This window comes from Streptomyces sp. NPDC058464, from assembly GCF_042721035.1.
In the GTDB taxonomy this organism is placed as follows: Bacteria; Actinomycetota; Actinomycetes; order Streptomycetales; family Streptomycetaceae; genus Streptomyces.
In genome coordinates this window covers 187,242-204,316 of record NZ_JBHXMA010000011.1, presented here as the reverse complement: position 1 = coordinate 204,316, position 17,075 = coordinate 187,242, and the positions used below count along the sequence as shown (strand labels likewise).

Below are 17,075 nucleotides of genomic sequence, written 5' to 3'. Positions count from 1 at the left end.
ACCGGACCGGCTCCCGCCGCCGTCGGCATCATCGGACGAGCGGGGCTCCGAGGCCGGCGGGGTACCCGACGGCGGTCGAGGCGTACCCGGAACGCCGTACCGGATCCGGCGCACGGCCTGCCACCAGGCGTGGCTCCAGATCGAGGCTCCGCCGTCACCGACCCCTGCGCGGCCTCGCGGCGACGGCCCGGGCTGCCCGCGTCGACGTGATGCGCCGTCAACTCCGAGGGCGACAGCCGATCGATCATGCCGCCCATGTGACGAGGATCGGTGGTTGGCACTTTGGTACAGCCCAGGTCACGAGGGGTCCGCCGCTCACAGGACAGTTCTGCGGTCGGCGGCAGCGCGGCATGCAGGTCGAGCCAGAGGGGCGGGCGGTCCTCGGCCTCGCCCCCGTCACCGGCGGCGAGATCCGCTACCAGGGCAACCCGATATCCCGCCTCGGCAAGCGGGAGCGGCGGGAGCTCAGCAAGGACATCCAGGTCGTCTTCCAGGACCCCTACACCTCGCTGAACCCGGCCATGACGGTCATGGACATCCTCACCGAACCGCTGCAGGTGACCGGAGTGGCCCGCGCCGAGGCGGAGCGCCGGGTGCAGAAGCTGCTCGACCACGTGTACCTCCCGCAGGACGCGGCCCGCCGGCTGCCCCGCGAGTTCTCCGGCGGCCAACGCCAGCGCATCGCCATCGCCCGTGCCCTGTGCCGCGACCCCAGGCTGATCGTCTGCGACGAACCGGTCAGCGCCCTCGACCTGACCACCCCGGCCCGGGTCCTGGACCTGTTCATCGAGATCCAGGAGACGACGGGCGTGGCGTACCTCTTCGTCACCCACGACCTGTCCGTCGTACGGCACATCAGCCACCGGGTGGCCGTGCTCTACCGCGGCGAGATCGTGGAGACCGGCGACGCGGCCCAGGTCACCGAGCGCCCGGAACACCCCTACACCAAGCGGCTGCTGCTCGCCGCTCCGGTGCCGGACCCGGAGCGGCAGGCGCAGCGGCGGGCGGAACGCCTCCGGCTGGAGGCATCATGAGAGACAAGGAGCCTCGGGCAGAGGCTGCCGGGTCGCGACCCCCGGCCGTGTCCGCCGCAGCAGGGAGGCCCGATGAAAGATCTTGAACTGGCCGACTACCGGGACCTCGTCCAGTCCCTCAAGTACTGCGTGCTGATCCACGACGCCGCCACGTACGACATCCTCTGGGCCAACCGCGCGGCCTGCGCCCTGCTCGGCTGGACCGTCGACGAACTGAAGCCGCTCAAAGCGCCGGACATGAGCAAGAACGCCCAGCAGTACAGCCGTGAGCTCGGACATCGGTGGCTGCGCGGGGCCGTCGAGCACGGGGTCAGCGCCACCGAGTGGTGCTACCGCTCCAAGCTCGGCGAAGAGGTTCTGACCGAAGCCATCGCCATCCTGGTCGACCTCCCGTCCCGGCCGGTCATCATGGTCCAGTTCCGGGACATCGCGGAGGAGAAGGCCGTCCGGCGCGACCTCTTCCGCACCGAGGGCAGGCTCCGGGCCTTCCTGGCGAGCCTCGCCGAGGGCATCGTCGTGCTGGACGACGACGGACAGGTCATCTTCGCCAGCGAGTCGGCCACCAGGCAGCTGGGCCCGGATCTCCACGGGGCCGACTTCGCGGACTACTGCTGCGACGGGACCGTACCCGCCGAGGCGGGCCGCCATCGGTTCGCGACACCGGGCGGCGAGCCCCGCTGGTACGCGGTCACCCGCCAGTACATCGACATCGAGAGCGACCTGCGCGGGCATCTGCTGCTCTTCTACGACGTCACCGACCGGGTGCGGCAGGAGGAGGAGCACTACCGCGACACCCAGCGCCTGAACCATCTGGCCCGGTACAACGCCATGGGGGACATGGCGATGGCCATCGCGCACGAGGTCAGTCAACCGATCGCCGCCGCCTACAACTTCGTGGAGGGCGCGCGCGGCCGGCTCCGGGCCCAGGCGTCCGGGGCCGGAACCGACTCCGTGCTCTGGGGGCTGGACAACGCCAGACGGCAGATCGAGCGGGCGAGCAGGATCCTCGACAGCCTGCGCCAGTACGTGGGCAGGCTGGAACACTCCGAGCAGCTGACCGACCTCGGGGCCATCGTCGAGGACTGCCGGTACTTCATCGAGCTGCGCGCCCAGGGCGACTCCGTGCGCGTCGGCTTCGACCTGACCGCCGAGCCTCTCCCGGTTCGCTGCGAGAACGTCCTGATCGGCCAGGTCGTGATGAACCTCGCCTTCAACGGCATCGAGGAGATGGCCACGTGGCCGCCCGAGCGGCGTCGGGTGGAGCTGGCCACCCGGCTGTCCCCGGACGGGGACTGGGCCGAACTCGTGGTACGGGATCACGGCCACGGACTCGGGGGGATCCCCGGCGACCGGATCTTCGACGGGTTCACCAGCAAGGCGAACGGCAGCGGGATCGGCCTCGCGCTCAGCCACCGGATCATCAGCCGGCACGGCGGCCGTATCTCCGCCGCGCAGGGCGAACCGGACGGAGCCGTGTTCTCCTTCGCACTTCCGGTGGCCCGGCCGCAATAGGGGAATCCCTTACCCGCGGAAGGAAAACACCGGGCGAATCGCGTTCGGACCCGGGTTGTCCCGGCCGACGCGGAACACCTAGCCTGCTGTGAAAGATTCCCGCGGCATTCCAGAAATTCACGAAATTCGAGGTTATCGCCCATGGGGAACCACCGAGAACACGTGAGGGACACCCTCGACCGGTATCTGCGGCTGTGCGACGTACCCGTCCGCGACGGAGCGGCGGGCGAACTCGGCGAGCTGTTCACCGACGACGCCGTCTGGGAGGGCGTGGGCCCGGAGTACTCCGGTGAATTCGGCCGGCGGGAGGGCAGGGCGGCCATCCTGGAGATGCTCGCCGCCTATCTGCCGCCCAGCACGTACTTCCGGGAGAACGTCCATCTGCTGTTTCCCGGCACCCTCGACCTGCCCGACGACGCCACCGCCCGGGGGACCTGGCTGATGCAGCAGCTGTCGCGCTACACGTCGGGCGCCGCCGAGCTGAGGGTGGCCAGACTCGACGTGACCTTCCGCCTCGCCCCCGACGCCCCGGCCCGGATCTCGCTGTTCCGCACCGAGCGGCTCTTCAGCGCCCCACTGACGAAGGAGGCCGCGTGACCGTCGACGGCAGGACCCTGCTCCTGACCTGCTACGCGGACACCCACGGCTACGGCTGGCACCACGTGGACCTGTTCACCCACGACCACGCCGGCCGGGAGGTCAACTGGGTGCACTGGCAGGTCGACCGGGACGGCCCGGCCGGCGCCGACGAGGCCACCGCACGCGTGGAACCGGCCCTGCGCCGCACCACGGAGTGGCGGCACGGGATCAGCGCCGACGGCAGCGAGTACTGGACCGCCCAAGCCGCCTGGGGGTGAGCCGGATGACCGCTGCCGCCCGGAGCGTCGTCTACATCGTCGACGACGACCGCGAACTGTGCACGTCCCTGGCCTGGCTCCTCGAGTCGGTGCGGATCGAGTCGCTCTGCTTCACCGACGTCGCCTCCTTCCTGGCGTCCTATGACCCGGACCGGCCCGCCTGCATGGTCCTGGACGTACGGATGCCCGAGGTCGGCGGCTTCCAGCTGCAGGAGATCCTGAACCGGGCCGGGTCGGCCGTCCCGATCGTCTTCGTCTCCGCGCACGGCGACATCAGGATGTCGGTACGCGCCCTGCAGAACGGAGCGGTCGACTTCCTGGAGAAGCCCTACGACCCGCAGCACATGGTGGAGGTCGTCCAGCAGGCGCTGCGCACCGCGCAGGAGCGGTTCGCACAGGCGTCCAGGAGCCGGGTGCTGCGCGCGCGGCTGGACCAGCTCAGCCCGCGTGAGCTGGAGATCCTGCGCCTGGTGATCGACGGCGTGCCCAGCAAGAACATCGCCTCCCGGCTCGGGATCAGCGTCAAGACCGTCGACGTGCACCGTACCCGTATCCGGGAGAAGGCCGGCGCCGAGAGCATGGCCACCCTGGTCCGTGACGTGCTCCAGCTCGGCGTCGTACTGCCGTCCCCGTGATCTCCTCCGTAAAGAAATCCTTATCCCGGCAGGGAAATCCCTGCGGACAAGCTCCGTCGGCCCTGATTGCCGCTCTCCGACCGGCGTTCATAGGATCCCGCCCATTCCTCATCGAAGACGGGAGCGGGATATGCCCTGTCCTTCCCGCCACCCTTTCGCCGCCGTGAATCTCGGAATGGTGAACGGCCGTCTCCGGTGCCGAGAGAGGACAACGTCATGGAGACCGACGCCATCGCCGAGCACGGCATCAGATCGACCACGGTCACGGGAGCGGGCGGAGTGCCCCTGCACGTGCTCGACGCCGGGCCCGAGAGCGCCCCGGCCGTGATACTGCTGCACGGCTTCGCCCAGTCCGCCCGCAGCTGGCTCCCCCAGCTCACCGCACCGCGGTCGATCCGGATCGTCGCGCCCGACCTGCGCGGCCACGGCCACTCCGGGAAACCCGACACCGGCTATCTGGACGAGCGGGCCTGGGCCGACGACGTGGCCGCGGTGATCGACGGGCTGCGGCTCGACCGGCCCGTACTGGGCGGCTGGTCCTACGGCGGTCTGGTCGCCCTCGACTACATCGCGGTGCACGGCGACTCGGCACTGTCCGGGCTGCTCACCGTGGACGCGAGTCTGCTGGCGGGCGTACCCGGCGCGGAGCGGATGTTCGGCCCGGACTTCGTGGCCCTGCTGCCGGGGCTGACGGACGACGACGGGGAGAGCACCGCCGCGGCCCGCCGCAAGCTGCTCGACGTGGCGGTGGAACGGCCGCTGGCCGCGGACACGGTGCAGACCCTGCTCGACGCCAGCCTGCGGACGCCGCCCCGCGTCTGTGCCGCCCTGCTGCAACGCCCACTGGACCGCAGCGGGACAGCGGCCGGTGTCACGGTGCCCTGGCTGGCGATTCAGGGCAGCAGGGACAGGATCGTCACGACGGCCGCGCTGGAGCACATCGCGGCCGTCCAGCCGGCCGCGCGGACGCAGGTGTGGGAAGGGACCGGACATTCGCCCTTCCTGGAGGAAGCCGACCGGTTCGGCGAGCAACTGGCCGCGTTCGTCGAGCGTTCCGTCACCGGCGGTTAGGGAATTCCCTTACCCGTCATGGCTCAAGTCCCAATGGCGGTGGATCGGCTGCCGCGCCTAGCGTCAGGAGCAGGGCGGGAAAGCGAACCGCCCGGCAATCCGAGGAGACTTTCTCATGACGCAGACGCTCGATTCCCCGGCGGCGGCCGATGACGGTCCGCCTTCCGAGGCCGGACTGGACCGGGTGCTGGCCGTGGTCGAGGAGCGGCGGGCCGAGTTCGAGGAGAAGCGCCACATTCCACGGGATGTGATCGCCGTATTCAAGGACGCGGGGATCTACCGGGCGAGTGCGCCGAAGCGCTTCGGCGGTGACGGACTTCCGCCCGCCGCATTCCTCCGCCTGATCGAGCGGATATCGGAGGTCGACGCCTCGGCCGGCTGGGTCGCGAGCTTCGGCTCGTCCGCGATCTACCTGGCCGCCCTGCCGCTCGACACGCAGGCCGAGCTGTACGCGGCCGGACCCGACGTCGCCTTCGCCGGCGGCCTGTTCCCGGTCCAGCCCGCCGAGCGCGTCGAGGGCGGCTACCGGGTCTCGGGCCGCTGGAAGTTCGCGAGCGGCTGCAAGGGCGCCGACGTCCTCGGTGTCGGCATCAAGGCAGGCGAGGATCGGGCCGGCCGGCCACTGACCGCCGTACTGCGGCCCGAGCAGGTGGAGATCGCCGAGAACTGGGACGTCATCGGCCTGCGCGGCACCGGCAGCCACGACCTGGTGGTCGACGGGGCCGTCGTACCCGAGGAGTGGACGTTCGTCCGCGGCGGCGAACCGACCGTCGACGAACCCCTCTACCGCTACCCGACCGTCCCCTACGCCGCCCAGGTCCTGGCCGTCGTCGGCCTCGGGACGGCTCGCGCCGCCCTCGACCTCGTCATCGCCCAGGGCGCCCGCTCCGGCTACACCGGTGCCCCCAAGCCCGCCGAACGCGCCACCTACCGCATCGCGGTCGGCCAGGCCGAGGCACAGCTCCGGTCCGCGCGCGCCTTCTTCTACGAGGCCACCGAGGAGGCGTGGGCGACCGTCGCGGCGGGCGACCCGGCGACGGACGTCCAGGCGAGTGCGCTGCGCCTGGCCTCCGCGCACCTCGCCAAGACCTCCTTCGAGGTCGTCCGGGCCGCCTACCAGCTCGGCGGCATCGGCGCCATCACCGATGGCAGCCCCCTCCAGCGCCACCTGCGCGACGCATCGGTCGTGCCGCAGCACGCCTTCCTCCAGGAGGGCATGTACGACGGCGCCGGCGCGGTCCTCATGGGCGTCCAGCCCTTCCCCGGTTACCTGTGAAAGGCAGGCCCTCCATGTCGGAATCCCCCCTGCGGGTGCTGTTCTGCATCGGCGTCAACCAGAACTTCTTCGACCTGCCCACCGGTCAGGGCAAGTCGGTCTGGGACGGCTTCACGAGCATGCTCACCCAGCTGCACGAACTGCCCGGCGTCACCGTTCTCGGCACCATCGACGACGACCAGCACATGGTCGGCCCGTCCGACTCCTGGCCGTGGACCTGTTACGTCCTCGCCGACGTCGTCGACCAGCCGGCCGTCGCCGCCGCCTGCAACCTCTTCCGCACCGTCCAGGTCGGCGAGCACGGCCTGTGGCACTACATGAAGATCGAGGCCCGCCTCGGCCGCCCACTGCCCCAGCCGGAGGTGACCCGATGACGAACTCACCGCTCGTCGAGTCCGACCGCGTCGCCGGCAGCCTCTACACCGACCCGGCCCTCTTCGAACGGGAGATGGACCGCATCTTCCACCGCACCTGGGTGTGGGTCGCCCACGAGAGCGAGATCGCCAAGGCCGGCGACTTCAAGATGGCCTGGGTCGGCCGCCGTCCCGTCATCGTCACCCGGGACCGCCGCGGCGGCATCAACGTCCTGCTCAACCGCTGCCGGCACCGCGGCGCCAGCGTCTGCGAGACCCCCAAGGGCAACGGCAACGGCTTCACCTGCCCCTACCACGCCTGGTCGTACAGCCTGGACGGCAGCCTGCGCGGCATCCCCTACCCCGAGGGCTACGAGGACGTCGTCGAGAAGAAGGACCTGCCGCTGCAGCGTCTGAAGGTCGGCTCGTACGCCGGGATGGTCTTCGCGAGCTTCAGCGAGGACATCGAGCCGCTGGAGGACTTCCTCGGCGGGGCCCGGCTGTGGATCGACCGCTTCATGAAGCAGGGCGCGGGCTACCCGATCAAGGTGCAGGGCGAGCACCGGTTCCGGTTCAACGGGAACTGGAAGATCCAGCTGGAGAACACCACCGACTGGTACCACTTCCCGATCGTGCACCGCTCCTGGATGGCCTCCGTCGACGCGGAGACCGCGAGCATGCTGTCGATCATGACCGACGAGACCGCGGTCACCCACGCCCTCGGCAACGGCCACAGCGTCTCCGTCTCCGTCGCCGAACACGCCGACCTGGACGTCGACGACGGCACCGAGAAGCTCCAGGACCGCTTCAGCCACATCATCGAGGAACTGTCCGAGGACATGCCCCCGGAGAAGGTGCGCCGCATCGTCCGCTCCCTGCACGGCGCCGGGTTCAACCTCAACCTGTTCCCGAACGTGGCGATGTCGATGTCCTTCTTCCGCGTGCTGCGCCCGATCTCGGTCGCGGAGACGGAGATCCGGCACGTGGCGCTCGGCCTGGACGGCGGCCCGGAGATCGTCAACCGCGAACGGCTGCGCATCCACGAGCACTTCCAGGGCCCGTTCGGCTTCGGCAGCCCCGACGACGCGGAGGCGTGGAACCGCGTCCAGCGCGGCGTGGCCGGCGGGGTCGACATGCCGATCCTGGTCAACCGGGGCCTCGGCCGCGAGAAGCCCGACGACCTCGGGCAGCCCACCTCCCACGCGACCGACGAGACCGGGATGCGGGAGGCGTACGACATGTGGAAGAGGATGATGACCGATGGCGACTGAAGTGGTCAGCACGGCAGTTGAATTCCCGCTGGAGGACCCCACCGCCCTCGCCGCCGTCTCCCTGATCTGGCACGAGGCCCACCTCCTCGACAGCCGCCGCTACGAGGAGTGGGACGGGCTGTGGGCCGAGGGCGGCGAGTACGTCGTCCCCATCGACCGTGAGGCGACCGACTTCGCGGGCCGCCTCAACCTCGTCTACGACGACGACCGGATGCGCCGGATGCGCGTCGAGCGCCTCACCGGGGGCTTCTCCATCTCCGCCTCGGCGGCCGCCCGCACGGTCCGCACGGTGTCCCGGTTCGTCGTGACCGGCCGCGAGGAGGACGCGATCGAGGTGTGCGCCGCGCAGATCCTGGTCGGCTACAAGCGTGAGGAGACCTTCGTCCTCGCCGCCGACGTCACCCACCGGATCGTGTTCGGCGCGGACGGTCCGCGCATCGCCCGCAAGATCGTCCGGCTGGTCAACTCCGAGGACGCGGTCACGGCATCGGGGTTCCTGCTGTGAGCCCGCACGAGGAGGACGCGAGGCACGTCGCCCTGGTGACCGGCGCGGCCCGCGGTCTCGGTGCCTGCATCGCCGCACGCCTCTACGACCGCGGCTACTGCGTGGCCCTGACCGACCTGGACGAGGAGGCCGCCGTGAAGGCGGCGGCCGAACTCGACCCCGAGGGCCGTTACGCCGTCGGACTCGCGCTGGACGTCCGCGACAAGGACGCCTTCGCCCGGGCCCGCGACCAGCTCGTCGCACGCTGGGGCGCCGTGCACGTCCTGGTCAACAACGCCGGACGTGCCAAGGTCGAGGCGCTGATGGAGATCAGCCCGGAGAGCTTCGACGAGGTCGTGTCCACCAACCTCAACGGCACCTTCTTCGGCTGCCAGGTGTTCGGCACCTACTTCGCCGAACGCGGCTACGGGCGCATCGTCAACATCGCCTCACTCGCCGGCCAGAACGGCGGCACGGCGACCGGCGCGCACTACGCGGCGGCCAAGGGTGGAGTGGCCACCCTCACCAAGGTGTTCGCCCGTGAACTCGGCCCGTCCGGAGTGACGGTCAACGCCATCTCGCCGGGCCCGCAGGACCTGCCGATCGTCCGCGAGACGGTCCCGCCGGAGCAGCTCGCGGCCATCGAAGAGTCCATTCCCGTAAGGCGGTTGGGCCGTCCGCGGTTCATCGCCGACATGGCCGTCCTGCTCGCCTCCGAACACGCGGACGCGGTCACCGGCGCCTGCTGGGACGCCAACGGCGGCCTGTACATGCGCTGACAGCGCCGTCAGCTCCCCACCCGAATCCCCCGAAGGCAGACGGATGTTCACAGTCACCGTCACCGACATCCACGACGAAACCGACACCATCAAGGTCCTCCGGCTCGTCCGCACCGACGGCGTTGCCCTCGCCCCCTACCCGGCCGGCGCGCACATCGACGTGACCGGACCCACCGGGATCACCCGCCCGTACTCCCTGTGCGGCCCGCCGCACGACACCGGCGCCTACACCATCGCCGTCAAACGGGAGGCGGACTCCCGCGGCGGCTCCCAGGCCCTGCACGACAAGGCCGAACCGGGCACGGAGCTGACCGTCGGCGCACCCAGGGAGCTGTTCGGCCTCGCAACGGACGGGGCCCGGCACCACCTGGTGGCGGCGGGCATCGGGATCACACCGCTGCTGGCGATGGCGTACGAACTGCACGGCAGGGCAGCCGAGTTCACGCTGCACTACGTGGCGCGGAGCCGTGCGGAGGCGGCCTTCGCCGGGCTGCTGGAGGAGTCGCCGTTCGCGGACCGGGTCGTCCGGCACTTCGGGCTCGGCCGGCAGGCGTCCGGCGACGCCCTGGCCGCCGTGCTCACGGGGCTGGGGAAGGACAGCCATGTCTACACCTGCGGACCGCACGACTTCATGGCGTACGTCCGTGAGCTCGCCGCCCGCGGTGGCCTGCCGGAGGAGCGGATCCACTCAGAGCTGTTCCAGGCGGACTCCCCGCAGGACACGGCCGCCGACACCTCCTTCGAGGTCGAGCTCGACTCCGGCGAGGTCTACCCGGTCCCGCCCGGCCGGAGCATCGCCGAGGTGCTGGAGGAGAACGGTGTCCCGCTGGACACGTCCTGCCGCGAGGGCATCTGCGGGACCTGCGTCCTCAGGGTGATCGAGGGCGAACCCGACCACCGCGACCACTGCCTGTCCGCCAAGGAGAAGGCGGCAGGCGACCAGATCGCCGCCTGCGTCTCGCGGGCGAGGTCGCCGCGGCTGGTGGTGGAGCTGTGGTGAGCCGGACCGAACCGAACCACGAGAGGAGCGGCACCGCCGTGACCCCCGACCAGAGCGAGTTCCGCGAGGCGATGGCCCACCTCCCGGCCGCCGTGAACATCCTGACCACCGACGGCCCGAACGGCCGCTGCGGCATCACGCTCAGCGCCGTCTGCTCGGTCACCGACGCCCCACCCACCGTCCTGGTCTGCGTCAACCGCTCCAGCGCCATGCACGACGTCTTCAAGGCGAACGGACGCGTCGGCCTCAACGTCCTCGGCGGGGACCAGCAGGAGCTCGCCCTGCACTTCGCCGGAGCCACAAAGGTGCCGATGGCCGAACGCTTCACCTGGGACATCTGGGACCGCACCCAGGACGTTCCGGTCCTCAAGGACGCTCTGGTCACGGCGGTCGGCACGATCAAGCACACGGTCCCCACGGGCTCCCACAGCGTGCTCTTCGTCGAGATCGGGCAGATCCGCACCCGCTCCGGCGGCCAGAGCCTCGTCTACTTCAACCGCGCCTTCCACCGCCTCGACGCGGACCCTTTCGTACCGGAAGGAGCCCGGTCGTGACCACCGCCGTGGAGGATGCGCTACGGCGTCTGGAGCAGAGCGAACCGGACATCCGCGCCTGGGTGCGGGTGGACGTCGAGGGCGCCCGCGCGGCAGCGCTGAGCGCCCCCGACGGGCCGCTGCACGGCATGCCGTTCGGCGTGAAGGACATCATCGACGTCGCCGGGCTGCCCACCGAGTGCGGCTCACCGCTGCGCCGGGGCCGGGTGGCCGCCGCCGACGCGTGGCTGGTGGACCGGCTGCGCCGGGCGGGCGCCGTGCCGCTGGGCAAGACGGTCACCACCGAGTTCGCCTACTTCCAGCCCGGCCCGACCCGCAACCCGCACAACCCCGCCCATACGCCGGGCGGTTCCTCCAGCGGTTCGGCCGCCGCCGTCGCAGCGGGCGTCGTGCCCCTCGCCCTGGGCTCGCAGACCGCGGGCTCGCTCACCCGGCCGGCCTCCTTCTGCGGGGTCGCCGGGTACGTCGCCCCCGTGGGCACCTGGTCCACGGCGGGCATCACCGGACTCAGCCCGAGCCTGGACGCGCCGGGGCTGCTCACACCAGGCGTCTCCGAACTCGCCAAGGTGATCGAGGCCATCGACGGCACCACGGCCGAAGACATCGATTCCGTACGGCTGTCGGTATGGCAGGGCGTCGAACTCACCGACGTCGAACCGTCGATGCTCGACGTCGTGCGGCACACCGGGCACGCCCTGCGCGCCGACGGCACGGAACTGCCCTTCAGCACCGTGGAACTGGCCGACGCGCACGCCGTCGTCATGGCCTACGAGGCCGCCCGCGGCCTCGCCGCCGAGGCCGGGCATCCGGAGTCGCTGAGCCGGCACCTGAACGAACTCCTCGAACGCGGGCGCAAGACCCCCGACGACGAGTACCGCGCCGCGCTCGCCACGGCGCGCACCGCACGCACCGCCGCCCTGGACCTCCTCACCCACGTCGACGCGATCCTCGGCCCGGCCGCCCCAGGCCCCGCCCCGCAGGGCCTCGCCGCCACCGGCAACCCCGTCCTCAGCCGCCCCTGGCAACTGCTCGGCCTGCCCGTGGTCACCGTCCCCGGCCACCGCGACCCGCACGGCCTGCCCCTCGGCCTGCAACTCGTCGGCCACCCCGACCGGGTGGGACGCCTGCTGGGCGTGGCCCGCGCCGTCGAGGAGGCCGTACGGTGAAGATCACCGCGATCGAGACCGTCCCCTACTCGATCCCGTACACCAAACCCCTGCGCTTCGCGAGCGGCGAGGTGCACAGCGCCGAACACGTCCTCGTCCGGGTCCACACCGACGAGGGCCTGACCGGCGTGGCCGACGCCCCGCCCCGGCCCTTCACCTACGGCGAGACACAGGCGTCCGTGACCGGCGTGATCGAGAAGATCTTCGCCCCGCAGCTCACCGGCGCCGACGCCCTTGCCCGTGAACAGATCCACGCCCTGCTGCACCGCACGGTCGGCAACCCGGCGGCCAAGTCCGCGATCGACATGGCGCTCTGGGACATCGCGGGGCAGGCCCTGGGCCTGTCGGTGTCTCGGTTGCTCGGCGGCTGGAGCGACCGGATGCGGGTGGCACACATGCTCGGCTTCGACGCCCCCGAGCGGATGGCGGCCGAGGCCGAGCGGATGCGGGACACCTACGGCATCACCGTCTTCAAGGTGAAGGTCGGCCGCCGCCCCGCCCGCCTCGACCTCGACGTGTGCCGGGCCCTGCGTGAAGTACTCGGTGACGACGCCGAGTTGTACGTGGACGGCAACCGCGGCTGGACCGCCTCCGAGTCGGCCGCCGCCCTGCGCGAACTCGACGGGCTCGGCATCACCCTCGCCGAGGAGCTGTGCCCCGCCGACGACGTGCTCGGCCGCCGGTGGCTGGTCCGGCAGAGCCCCGTGCCGTTCGTCGCCGACGAGTCCGCGACCACGCCGGCCGAGGTGACCCGCTCACTGCTCGACGGCGCCGCGACCGCGATCAGCATCAAGACCGCCCGCACCGGATTCACCCACTCCCAGCGGGTCCTCTTCCAGTGCGAGGGCCTGGGCGCCGAGGTGGTGATGGGCAACCAGATCGACGGCCGGCTCGGCACCGTGTGCACGGTCGCCTTCGGAGCCGCCCACGCCTCCTCGTCCCGCCGCGCCGGCGAACTCTCCAACTTCCTGGACATGAGCGACGACCTGCTCACCGAACCGATCGCCATCACCGACGGCACGCTCGCCGTGCCCGACGGCCCCGGCCTGGGTGTGGCGATCGACCCGGAGAAGCTCGACCGCTACCGCCAGGACCGCTGAAACAACCCACCACAAGGCAATGGAGCCGCCCCACCATGTCCGAAACCACTTTCAAAGCCACCGCCGCCGCGTCCGGGGCCTCGGCCACCGAACGCTTCCTGACCGACAAGACCGGCGCACCCGCCGAGGACGTCGACACCGCACGCGTCGACACCCTGGCCACCGCGGTCATCACCGCCGTGCACGACGTCGTCCGCCGCCACCAGGTGACGTACGACGAGTACAACGCCCTCAAGTCGTGGCTGATCTCCGTCGGCCAGGACGGCGAGTGGCCCCTCTTCCTCGACGTGTGGATCGAGCACGTCGTCGAGGAGGTCGCCACCGCGTCCCGCGAGGGGAGCAAGGGCACCATCGAGGGGCCGTACTACGTGCCGGGCGCCCCCGCGCTGCCGAGCGTCGCCACCCTGCCGATGCGCGACGGCGAGGCCGGCACCCCGCTCCTCTTCCAGGGGCAGGTCACCGGCGCCACGGGCGCCCCGCTCCCCGGTGCGGTACTGGAGCTGTGGCAGGCCGACGACGACGGGCTGTACGCCCAGTTCGCTCCCGGCATCCCGGAGTGGAACCTCCGGGGCCGCATCACCACCGACGACGAGGGCCGCTTCGCGGTGCACACCATCCAGCCCGCCCCGTACCAGATCCCCACCGACGGATCCTGCGGCCGTCTCATCGCGGCGGCCGGCTGGCACGCCTGGCGCCCGGCCCACCTGCACCTGAAGGTGTCGGCGCCCGGCCACGAGACCCTCACCACACAGCTCTACTTCAAGGACGGCGCGTACATCGAGGCCGACGTGGCCTCCGCGGTGAAGCCCGAACTCGTCCTCGACCCGCGACCGAACGGCACCGGCGGCAACCAGGTCACCTACGACTTCGCCCTCGCCGCCCTCTGAACACCGGGAGTCACCATGCTTTTCGCCGTCCGGATGACCGTGAACCTGCCACCCGACATGGACACCGACGTCCGGGCGGCGACCCTCGCTGCCGAGCGAGAATACGCGCGGAAGCTCCAGCACTCGGGTGAGTGGTCGCACCTGTGGCGCTGCGTCGGTCAGTACGCCAACCTCAGCATCTTCGACGTCACCGACAACGACCGTCTCAACGACATCCTGTGGGGCCTGCCGCTCTTCCCCTACATGGACATCACGGTCACAGCACTGGCCCGGCACCCGTCCGCCATCCGGTGAGAGGCACCAAAAATCCTCGTCACAACAGCTGTGACCAGGATCGGTAGTTGGCACTTTGGTACAGCGCAGGTCGGGAGGGGCGTCGGCCACCGGCCGTCCCTTTCGCGGGCGGCGATGACACCGGACAGGCCGACCGCGCCGTCACCGACCACGACAGCCGTGGAGCCGGGCTTCACCTCGGCTCCGACGGCCGCGTACCAGCCCGTGCCCATGACGTCGGAGAGGGTGAGCAGGCTCGGGACGAACTTCTCCTCGGGCTGCCCGTCGAGGGCGACGAGGGTGCCGTCGCCAAGCGGGATACGGATGTACTCCGCCTGGCAGCCGCCGACGAACTCGCGGTGCGGGCAGGAGGTTTGGTATCCGGCGCGGCAGATCGGGCAGGTGTTGTCGGAGGCGAAGAACGAGCCGATGACGAACTGCCCCGGCTTGATGTCCTGCACCTCGGCGCCGGTCTCCTCGACCACGCCGACGTACTCGTGGCCGATCGGTGTGGGCTGGGCGACGGGGTTGATGCCGCGGTACTCCCACAGGTCGGAGCCGCACACGCAGGCGGCGACCGTCCGGATGATCGCGTCGGTGGGGGCGAGGATCTTCGGCTCGGGGAGGTTCTCCACCCGGATGTCACCGGGGGCATGGATCACGGTTGCGCGCATGGCTCATTCCAGAGTGCGGGGAAGGCCGAACGGGGGTGGGGCGGCAGCTGCCGGAGCCGGGCGGGGGAACGCGACGGCCGTTCCGTCAGCTCGCCCGGCGGTATGGGCAGCGCGTGGAAGTCATCCGGCCGACGGCGCTCGGCGTCGATCCGGCCGTCACGGCGGTGTCGGGGAGGCAGGCAGCGGTGCCCGCTCGGCGATCTCTCGCGTGCGTGATCGCCACCCCGTGTGGGTGGCCGTCCCCGGTCGCAGTTGACGCTGATGCTTCTGTCGGGTGTGGTCAGTGCGAGGTACGGGTGCTGGTGCGCGGGCCGCCGTACTCGGCGTCGGTGACGTGCTCCAGCCAGTTGACCTCGTCGCCCTCCCACAGGGCGATGTGCTCCATGAACTGGTCCGGGGACGCGCCGTGCCAGTGCTCCTCGCCGGGCGGGCAGCCGATGGTGTCGCCCGGGTGGGCCTCGATGATCACGCCGTCCCGGGTGCCGATCAGGGCGACGCCGGACACGACGTGCAGGGTCTGGCCCAGGCCGTGGCTGTGCCAGGCGGTGCGGGCACCGGGCGCGAAGCGGACCATGTTGGCCCGTGCCCGGGAGGGCTCCTCGCCCCGGTGGATCACGTCCGCCCAGACGTCGCCGGCGAACATGTGGGGAGGCAGCTTCATGGTCGCGGGCTGCTTGAGGATCTCCATGGTGGTACGTGCTCCTTGCGTCGGCCGCCGCCAGGGCGGTCGTAGGGGGTGAACCTGCGGGTGGGAAGGGGGTCAGGCCTTGCGGAACAGTTCCCGGGCCACGTTCAGGGCGGACATCGCCCTGGGCCATCCGGCGTAGAACGCCATGTGGGTGATCGTCCCGATGATTTCCTCTTCGGTGACGCCGTTCTGCCTGGCCAGGGGGATGTGGAAGGTGAGCTGCTCGCTGCTGCCGCTGGTGATCAGGCTGGCCACGGTCACCAGGCTGCGGTCCCTGGGGGACAGCTCCGGGCTCTTCCACTCCTGCCCGAACAGCACGTCCTCGCTGTAGCCGGCCAGCGCGGGAGCGATGTCCCCGAACAGCCGGCGCGGGCCCGGCTCGGTCTTCTCCGTCATCGTTCATGTCCTTTCACGTGCCCCGGCGGCGCTCGTCGGTCGCCTGTCGAGGGGGCGGCGGCGCGGTGCCGGCCGACTTGGTGCCGCTTGCGTCACTACCGATGAAACTGCAGGTCACACGCGCGTGGAAGGACTCGCTGATACGTGTACTGCCAGTACACCCCACGGCCGGAGACACGGTCGGACAAGCCGACGTAGCCTCGAAGCCATGGACAACCGAAGCGAGGTACGCGAGTTTCTGACCAGCCGCCGCGCCAAGATCACGCCACAGCAGGCGGGACTGCCCGCCCACAACGGCAACCGGCGCGTCAAAGGGCTGCGCAGGGAAGAAGTCGCGCTGCTCGCCGGCGTCAGCGCCGAGTACTACGCCCGCCTGGAACGCGGCAACCTCTCCGGCGTCTCCGAGACCGTCATCGACTCCCTCGCCCGCGCCCTCCAGCTCGACGAGGCCGAGCGCGCCCACCTCGACGACCTCGCCCGCACCGCGAACACCACCCGCCGCCCGCCCCGCCGACGGGCGCCGCAACCGATCCGTGCGAGCCTGCAGCACCTGCTGGACGCGATGACCGAGGCCCCGGCCTTCATCCGCAACGGCCGCCTCGACATCCTGGCCACCAACCGGCTCGGCCGCGCTCTCTACGACCCGGTCTTCGCCGACCCCGCCCGGCCCGTGAACCTCGCCCGCTACGAGTTCCTCGACCCCGGCGCGGCCGACTTCCTGCCCCAGCTGGAACGCCAGGCGGCCGGAGCGGTGGCACTGCTGCGCACCGAGGCGGGACGCGACCCGTACAACCGGGACCTGACCGACCTCGTCGGTGAACTCTCCACCCGCAGCGAGAAGTTCCGCACCCTGTGGGCCGCCCACGACGTCCGGCTGCACCAGACCGGTATCAAGTACTTCCACCACCCCGCGGTCGGCGAACTCGCCCTCCCCTTCGAGGCCATGCCCATCCCGACCGAGCCCGGCCTCACCCTCACCGCCCTCAGCGCCGAACCCGGAACCCCCGCCCACGACAGCCTCAAGCTCCTGGCCAGCTGGGCCGCCACCCTCGACTAGGACAACAC

General features: G+C 70.9%; 20 protein-coding genes and 1 pseudogene. 18 read left to right on the top strand and 3 right to left on the bottom strand.

Features of this window, described 5'->3' with window-relative positions:
* The first annotated feature begins 209 nt into the window (after positions 1-209).
* The 17 genes from ACFWPQ_RS17575 (at position 210) to catC (ending at position 14,273) form a co-directional block, all read left to right on the top strand.
* Positions 210-1,034, top strand: a complete 825-nt coding sequence (locus ACFWPQ_RS17575; protein ID WP_384034842.1) for an ATP-binding cassette domain-containing protein — start codon at positions 210-212, stop codon at positions 1,032-1,034.
* 72 nt (positions 1,035-1,106) lie between these two features.
* A complete protein-coding gene (locus ACFWPQ_RS17570) occupies positions 1,107-2,546 on the top strand; it encodes an ATP-binding protein (protein ID WP_384034839.1) in 1,440 nt (479 codons plus the stop codon).
* Between the two features lie 141 nt (positions 2,547-2,687).
* The gene (locus tag ACFWPQ_RS17565) at positions 2,688-3,143 is read left to right on the top strand and encodes a nuclear transport factor 2 family protein (protein ID WP_384034836.1); all 456 of its coding nucleotides are present in this window, start codon (positions 2,688-2,690) and stop codon (positions 3,141-3,143) included.
* Positions 3,140-3,403: a hypothetical protein gene (locus ACFWPQ_RS17560; RefSeq protein WP_384034833.1), complete on the top strand. Its 264-nt coding sequence runs from the start codon at positions 3,140-3,142 to the stop codon at positions 3,401-3,403. Before ACFWPQ_RS17565 ends, ACFWPQ_RS17560 begins: the two co-directional genes overlap by 4 nt.
* A 5-nt stretch (positions 3,404-3,408) precedes the next feature.
* A complete protein-coding gene (locus ACFWPQ_RS17555) occupies positions 3,409-4,038 on the top strand; it encodes a response regulator transcription factor (RefSeq protein ID WP_384034830.1) in 630 nt (209 codons plus the stop codon).
* 216 nt (positions 4,039-4,254) lie between these two features.
* On the top strand, positions 4,255-5,109 hold the full coding sequence (locus ACFWPQ_RS17550; RefSeq protein ID WP_384034826.1) for an alpha/beta fold hydrolase: 855 nt from the start codon (positions 4,255-4,257) through the stop codon (positions 5,107-5,109).
* A 115-nt stretch (positions 5,110-5,224) separates the two neighbouring features.
* Entirely contained in the window at positions 5,225-6,385 is a 1,161-nt protein-coding gene (locus ACFWPQ_RS17545) for an acyl-CoA dehydrogenase family protein (protein WP_384034823.1), read from the top strand.
* A 14-nt stretch (positions 6,386-6,399) separates the two neighbouring features.
* Complete coding sequence (locus tag ACFWPQ_RS17540) at positions 6,400-6,759, top strand: hypothetical protein (RefSeq protein WP_384034820.1); 360 nt, start codon at positions 6,400-6,402, stop codon at positions 6,757-6,759.
* Positions 6,756-8,009: a Rieske 2Fe-2S domain-containing protein gene (locus ACFWPQ_RS17535; RefSeq protein ID WP_384034817.1), complete on the top strand. Its 1,254-nt coding sequence runs from the start codon at positions 6,756-6,758 to the stop codon at positions 8,007-8,009. Before ACFWPQ_RS17540 ends, ACFWPQ_RS17535 begins: the two co-directional genes overlap by 4 nt.
* Positions 7,999-8,514: an aromatic-ring-hydroxylating dioxygenase subunit beta gene (locus tag ACFWPQ_RS17530; RefSeq protein WP_384034815.1), complete on the top strand. Its 516-nt coding sequence runs from the start codon at positions 7,999-8,001 to the stop codon at positions 8,512-8,514. Before ACFWPQ_RS17535 ends, ACFWPQ_RS17530 begins: the two co-directional genes overlap by 11 nt.
* Complete coding sequence (locus ACFWPQ_RS17525) at positions 8,511-9,272, top strand: SDR family NAD(P)-dependent oxidoreductase (RefSeq protein ID WP_384034812.1); 762 nt, start codon at positions 8,511-8,513, stop codon at positions 9,270-9,272. Before ACFWPQ_RS17530 ends, ACFWPQ_RS17525 begins: the two co-directional genes overlap by 4 nt.
* Positions 9,273-9,315: 43 nt before the next feature.
* Positions 9,316-10,272 (top strand): PDR/VanB family oxidoreductase, encoded by a 957-nt coding sequence (locus ACFWPQ_RS17520; protein WP_384034809.1) that lies wholly within the window; start codon positions 9,316-9,318, stop codon positions 10,270-10,272.
* Complete coding sequence (locus ACFWPQ_RS17515) at positions 10,269-10,826, top strand: flavin reductase (RefSeq protein ID WP_384034806.1); 558 nt, start codon at positions 10,269-10,271, stop codon at positions 10,824-10,826. Before ACFWPQ_RS17520 ends, ACFWPQ_RS17515 begins: the two co-directional genes overlap by 4 nt.
* Positions 10,823-11,992 (top strand): amidase, encoded by a 1,170-nt coding sequence (locus ACFWPQ_RS17510; RefSeq protein ID WP_384034804.1) that lies wholly within the window; start codon positions 10,823-10,825, stop codon positions 11,990-11,992. Before ACFWPQ_RS17515 ends, ACFWPQ_RS17510 begins: the two co-directional genes overlap by 4 nt.
* A complete protein-coding gene (locus ACFWPQ_RS17505; protein ID WP_384034801.1) occupies positions 11,989-13,092 on the top strand; it encodes a mandelate racemase/muconate lactonizing enzyme family protein in 1,104 nt (367 codons plus the stop codon). The genes ACFWPQ_RS17510 and ACFWPQ_RS17505 overlap by 4 nt, the downstream gene beginning before the upstream one ends.
* A gap of 35 nt (positions 13,093-13,127) precedes the next feature.
* Positions 13,128-13,979, top strand: a complete 852-nt coding sequence (catA, locus tag ACFWPQ_RS17500; RefSeq protein ID WP_384034798.1) for a catechol 1,2-dioxygenase — start codon at positions 13,128-13,130, stop codon at positions 13,977-13,979.
* A gap of 15 nt (positions 13,980-13,994) precedes the next feature.
* Complete coding sequence (gene catC, locus ACFWPQ_RS17495; protein ID WP_384034795.1) at positions 13,995-14,273, top strand: muconolactone Delta-isomerase; 279 nt, start codon at positions 13,995-13,997, stop codon at positions 14,271-14,273.
* A 101-nt stretch (positions 14,274-14,374) separates the two neighbouring features.
* Here the strand turns inward: catC and ACFWPQ_RS17490 are convergent.
* The 3 genes and pseudogenes from ACFWPQ_RS17490 to ACFWPQ_RS17480 all read right to left on the bottom strand — a co-directional run.
* Positions 14,375-14,926 (bottom strand): annotated as a pseudogene (locus tag ACFWPQ_RS17490) (alcohol dehydrogenase catalytic domain-containing protein); the annotation flags it as partial.
* A gap of 280 nt (positions 14,927-15,206) precedes the next feature.
* Complete coding sequence (locus tag ACFWPQ_RS17485; protein ID WP_384034792.1) at positions 15,207-15,614, bottom strand: cupin domain-containing protein; 408 nt, start codon at positions 15,612-15,614, stop codon at positions 15,207-15,209.
* A gap of 72 nt (positions 15,615-15,686) precedes the next feature.
* Positions 15,687-16,010, bottom strand: a complete 324-nt coding sequence (locus ACFWPQ_RS17480; protein WP_384034789.1) for a carboxymuconolactone decarboxylase family protein — start codon at positions 16,008-16,010, stop codon at positions 15,687-15,689.
* A 208-nt stretch (positions 16,011-16,218) separates the two neighbouring features.
* Here ACFWPQ_RS17480 and ACFWPQ_RS17475 point away from each other — a divergent pair, with 208 nt between their 5' ends.
* A complete protein-coding gene (locus tag ACFWPQ_RS17475) occupies positions 16,219-17,067 on the top strand; it encodes a helix-turn-helix transcriptional regulator (RefSeq protein WP_384034787.1) in 849 nt (282 codons plus the stop codon).
* Positions 17,068-17,075 lie beyond the last annotated feature (8 nt).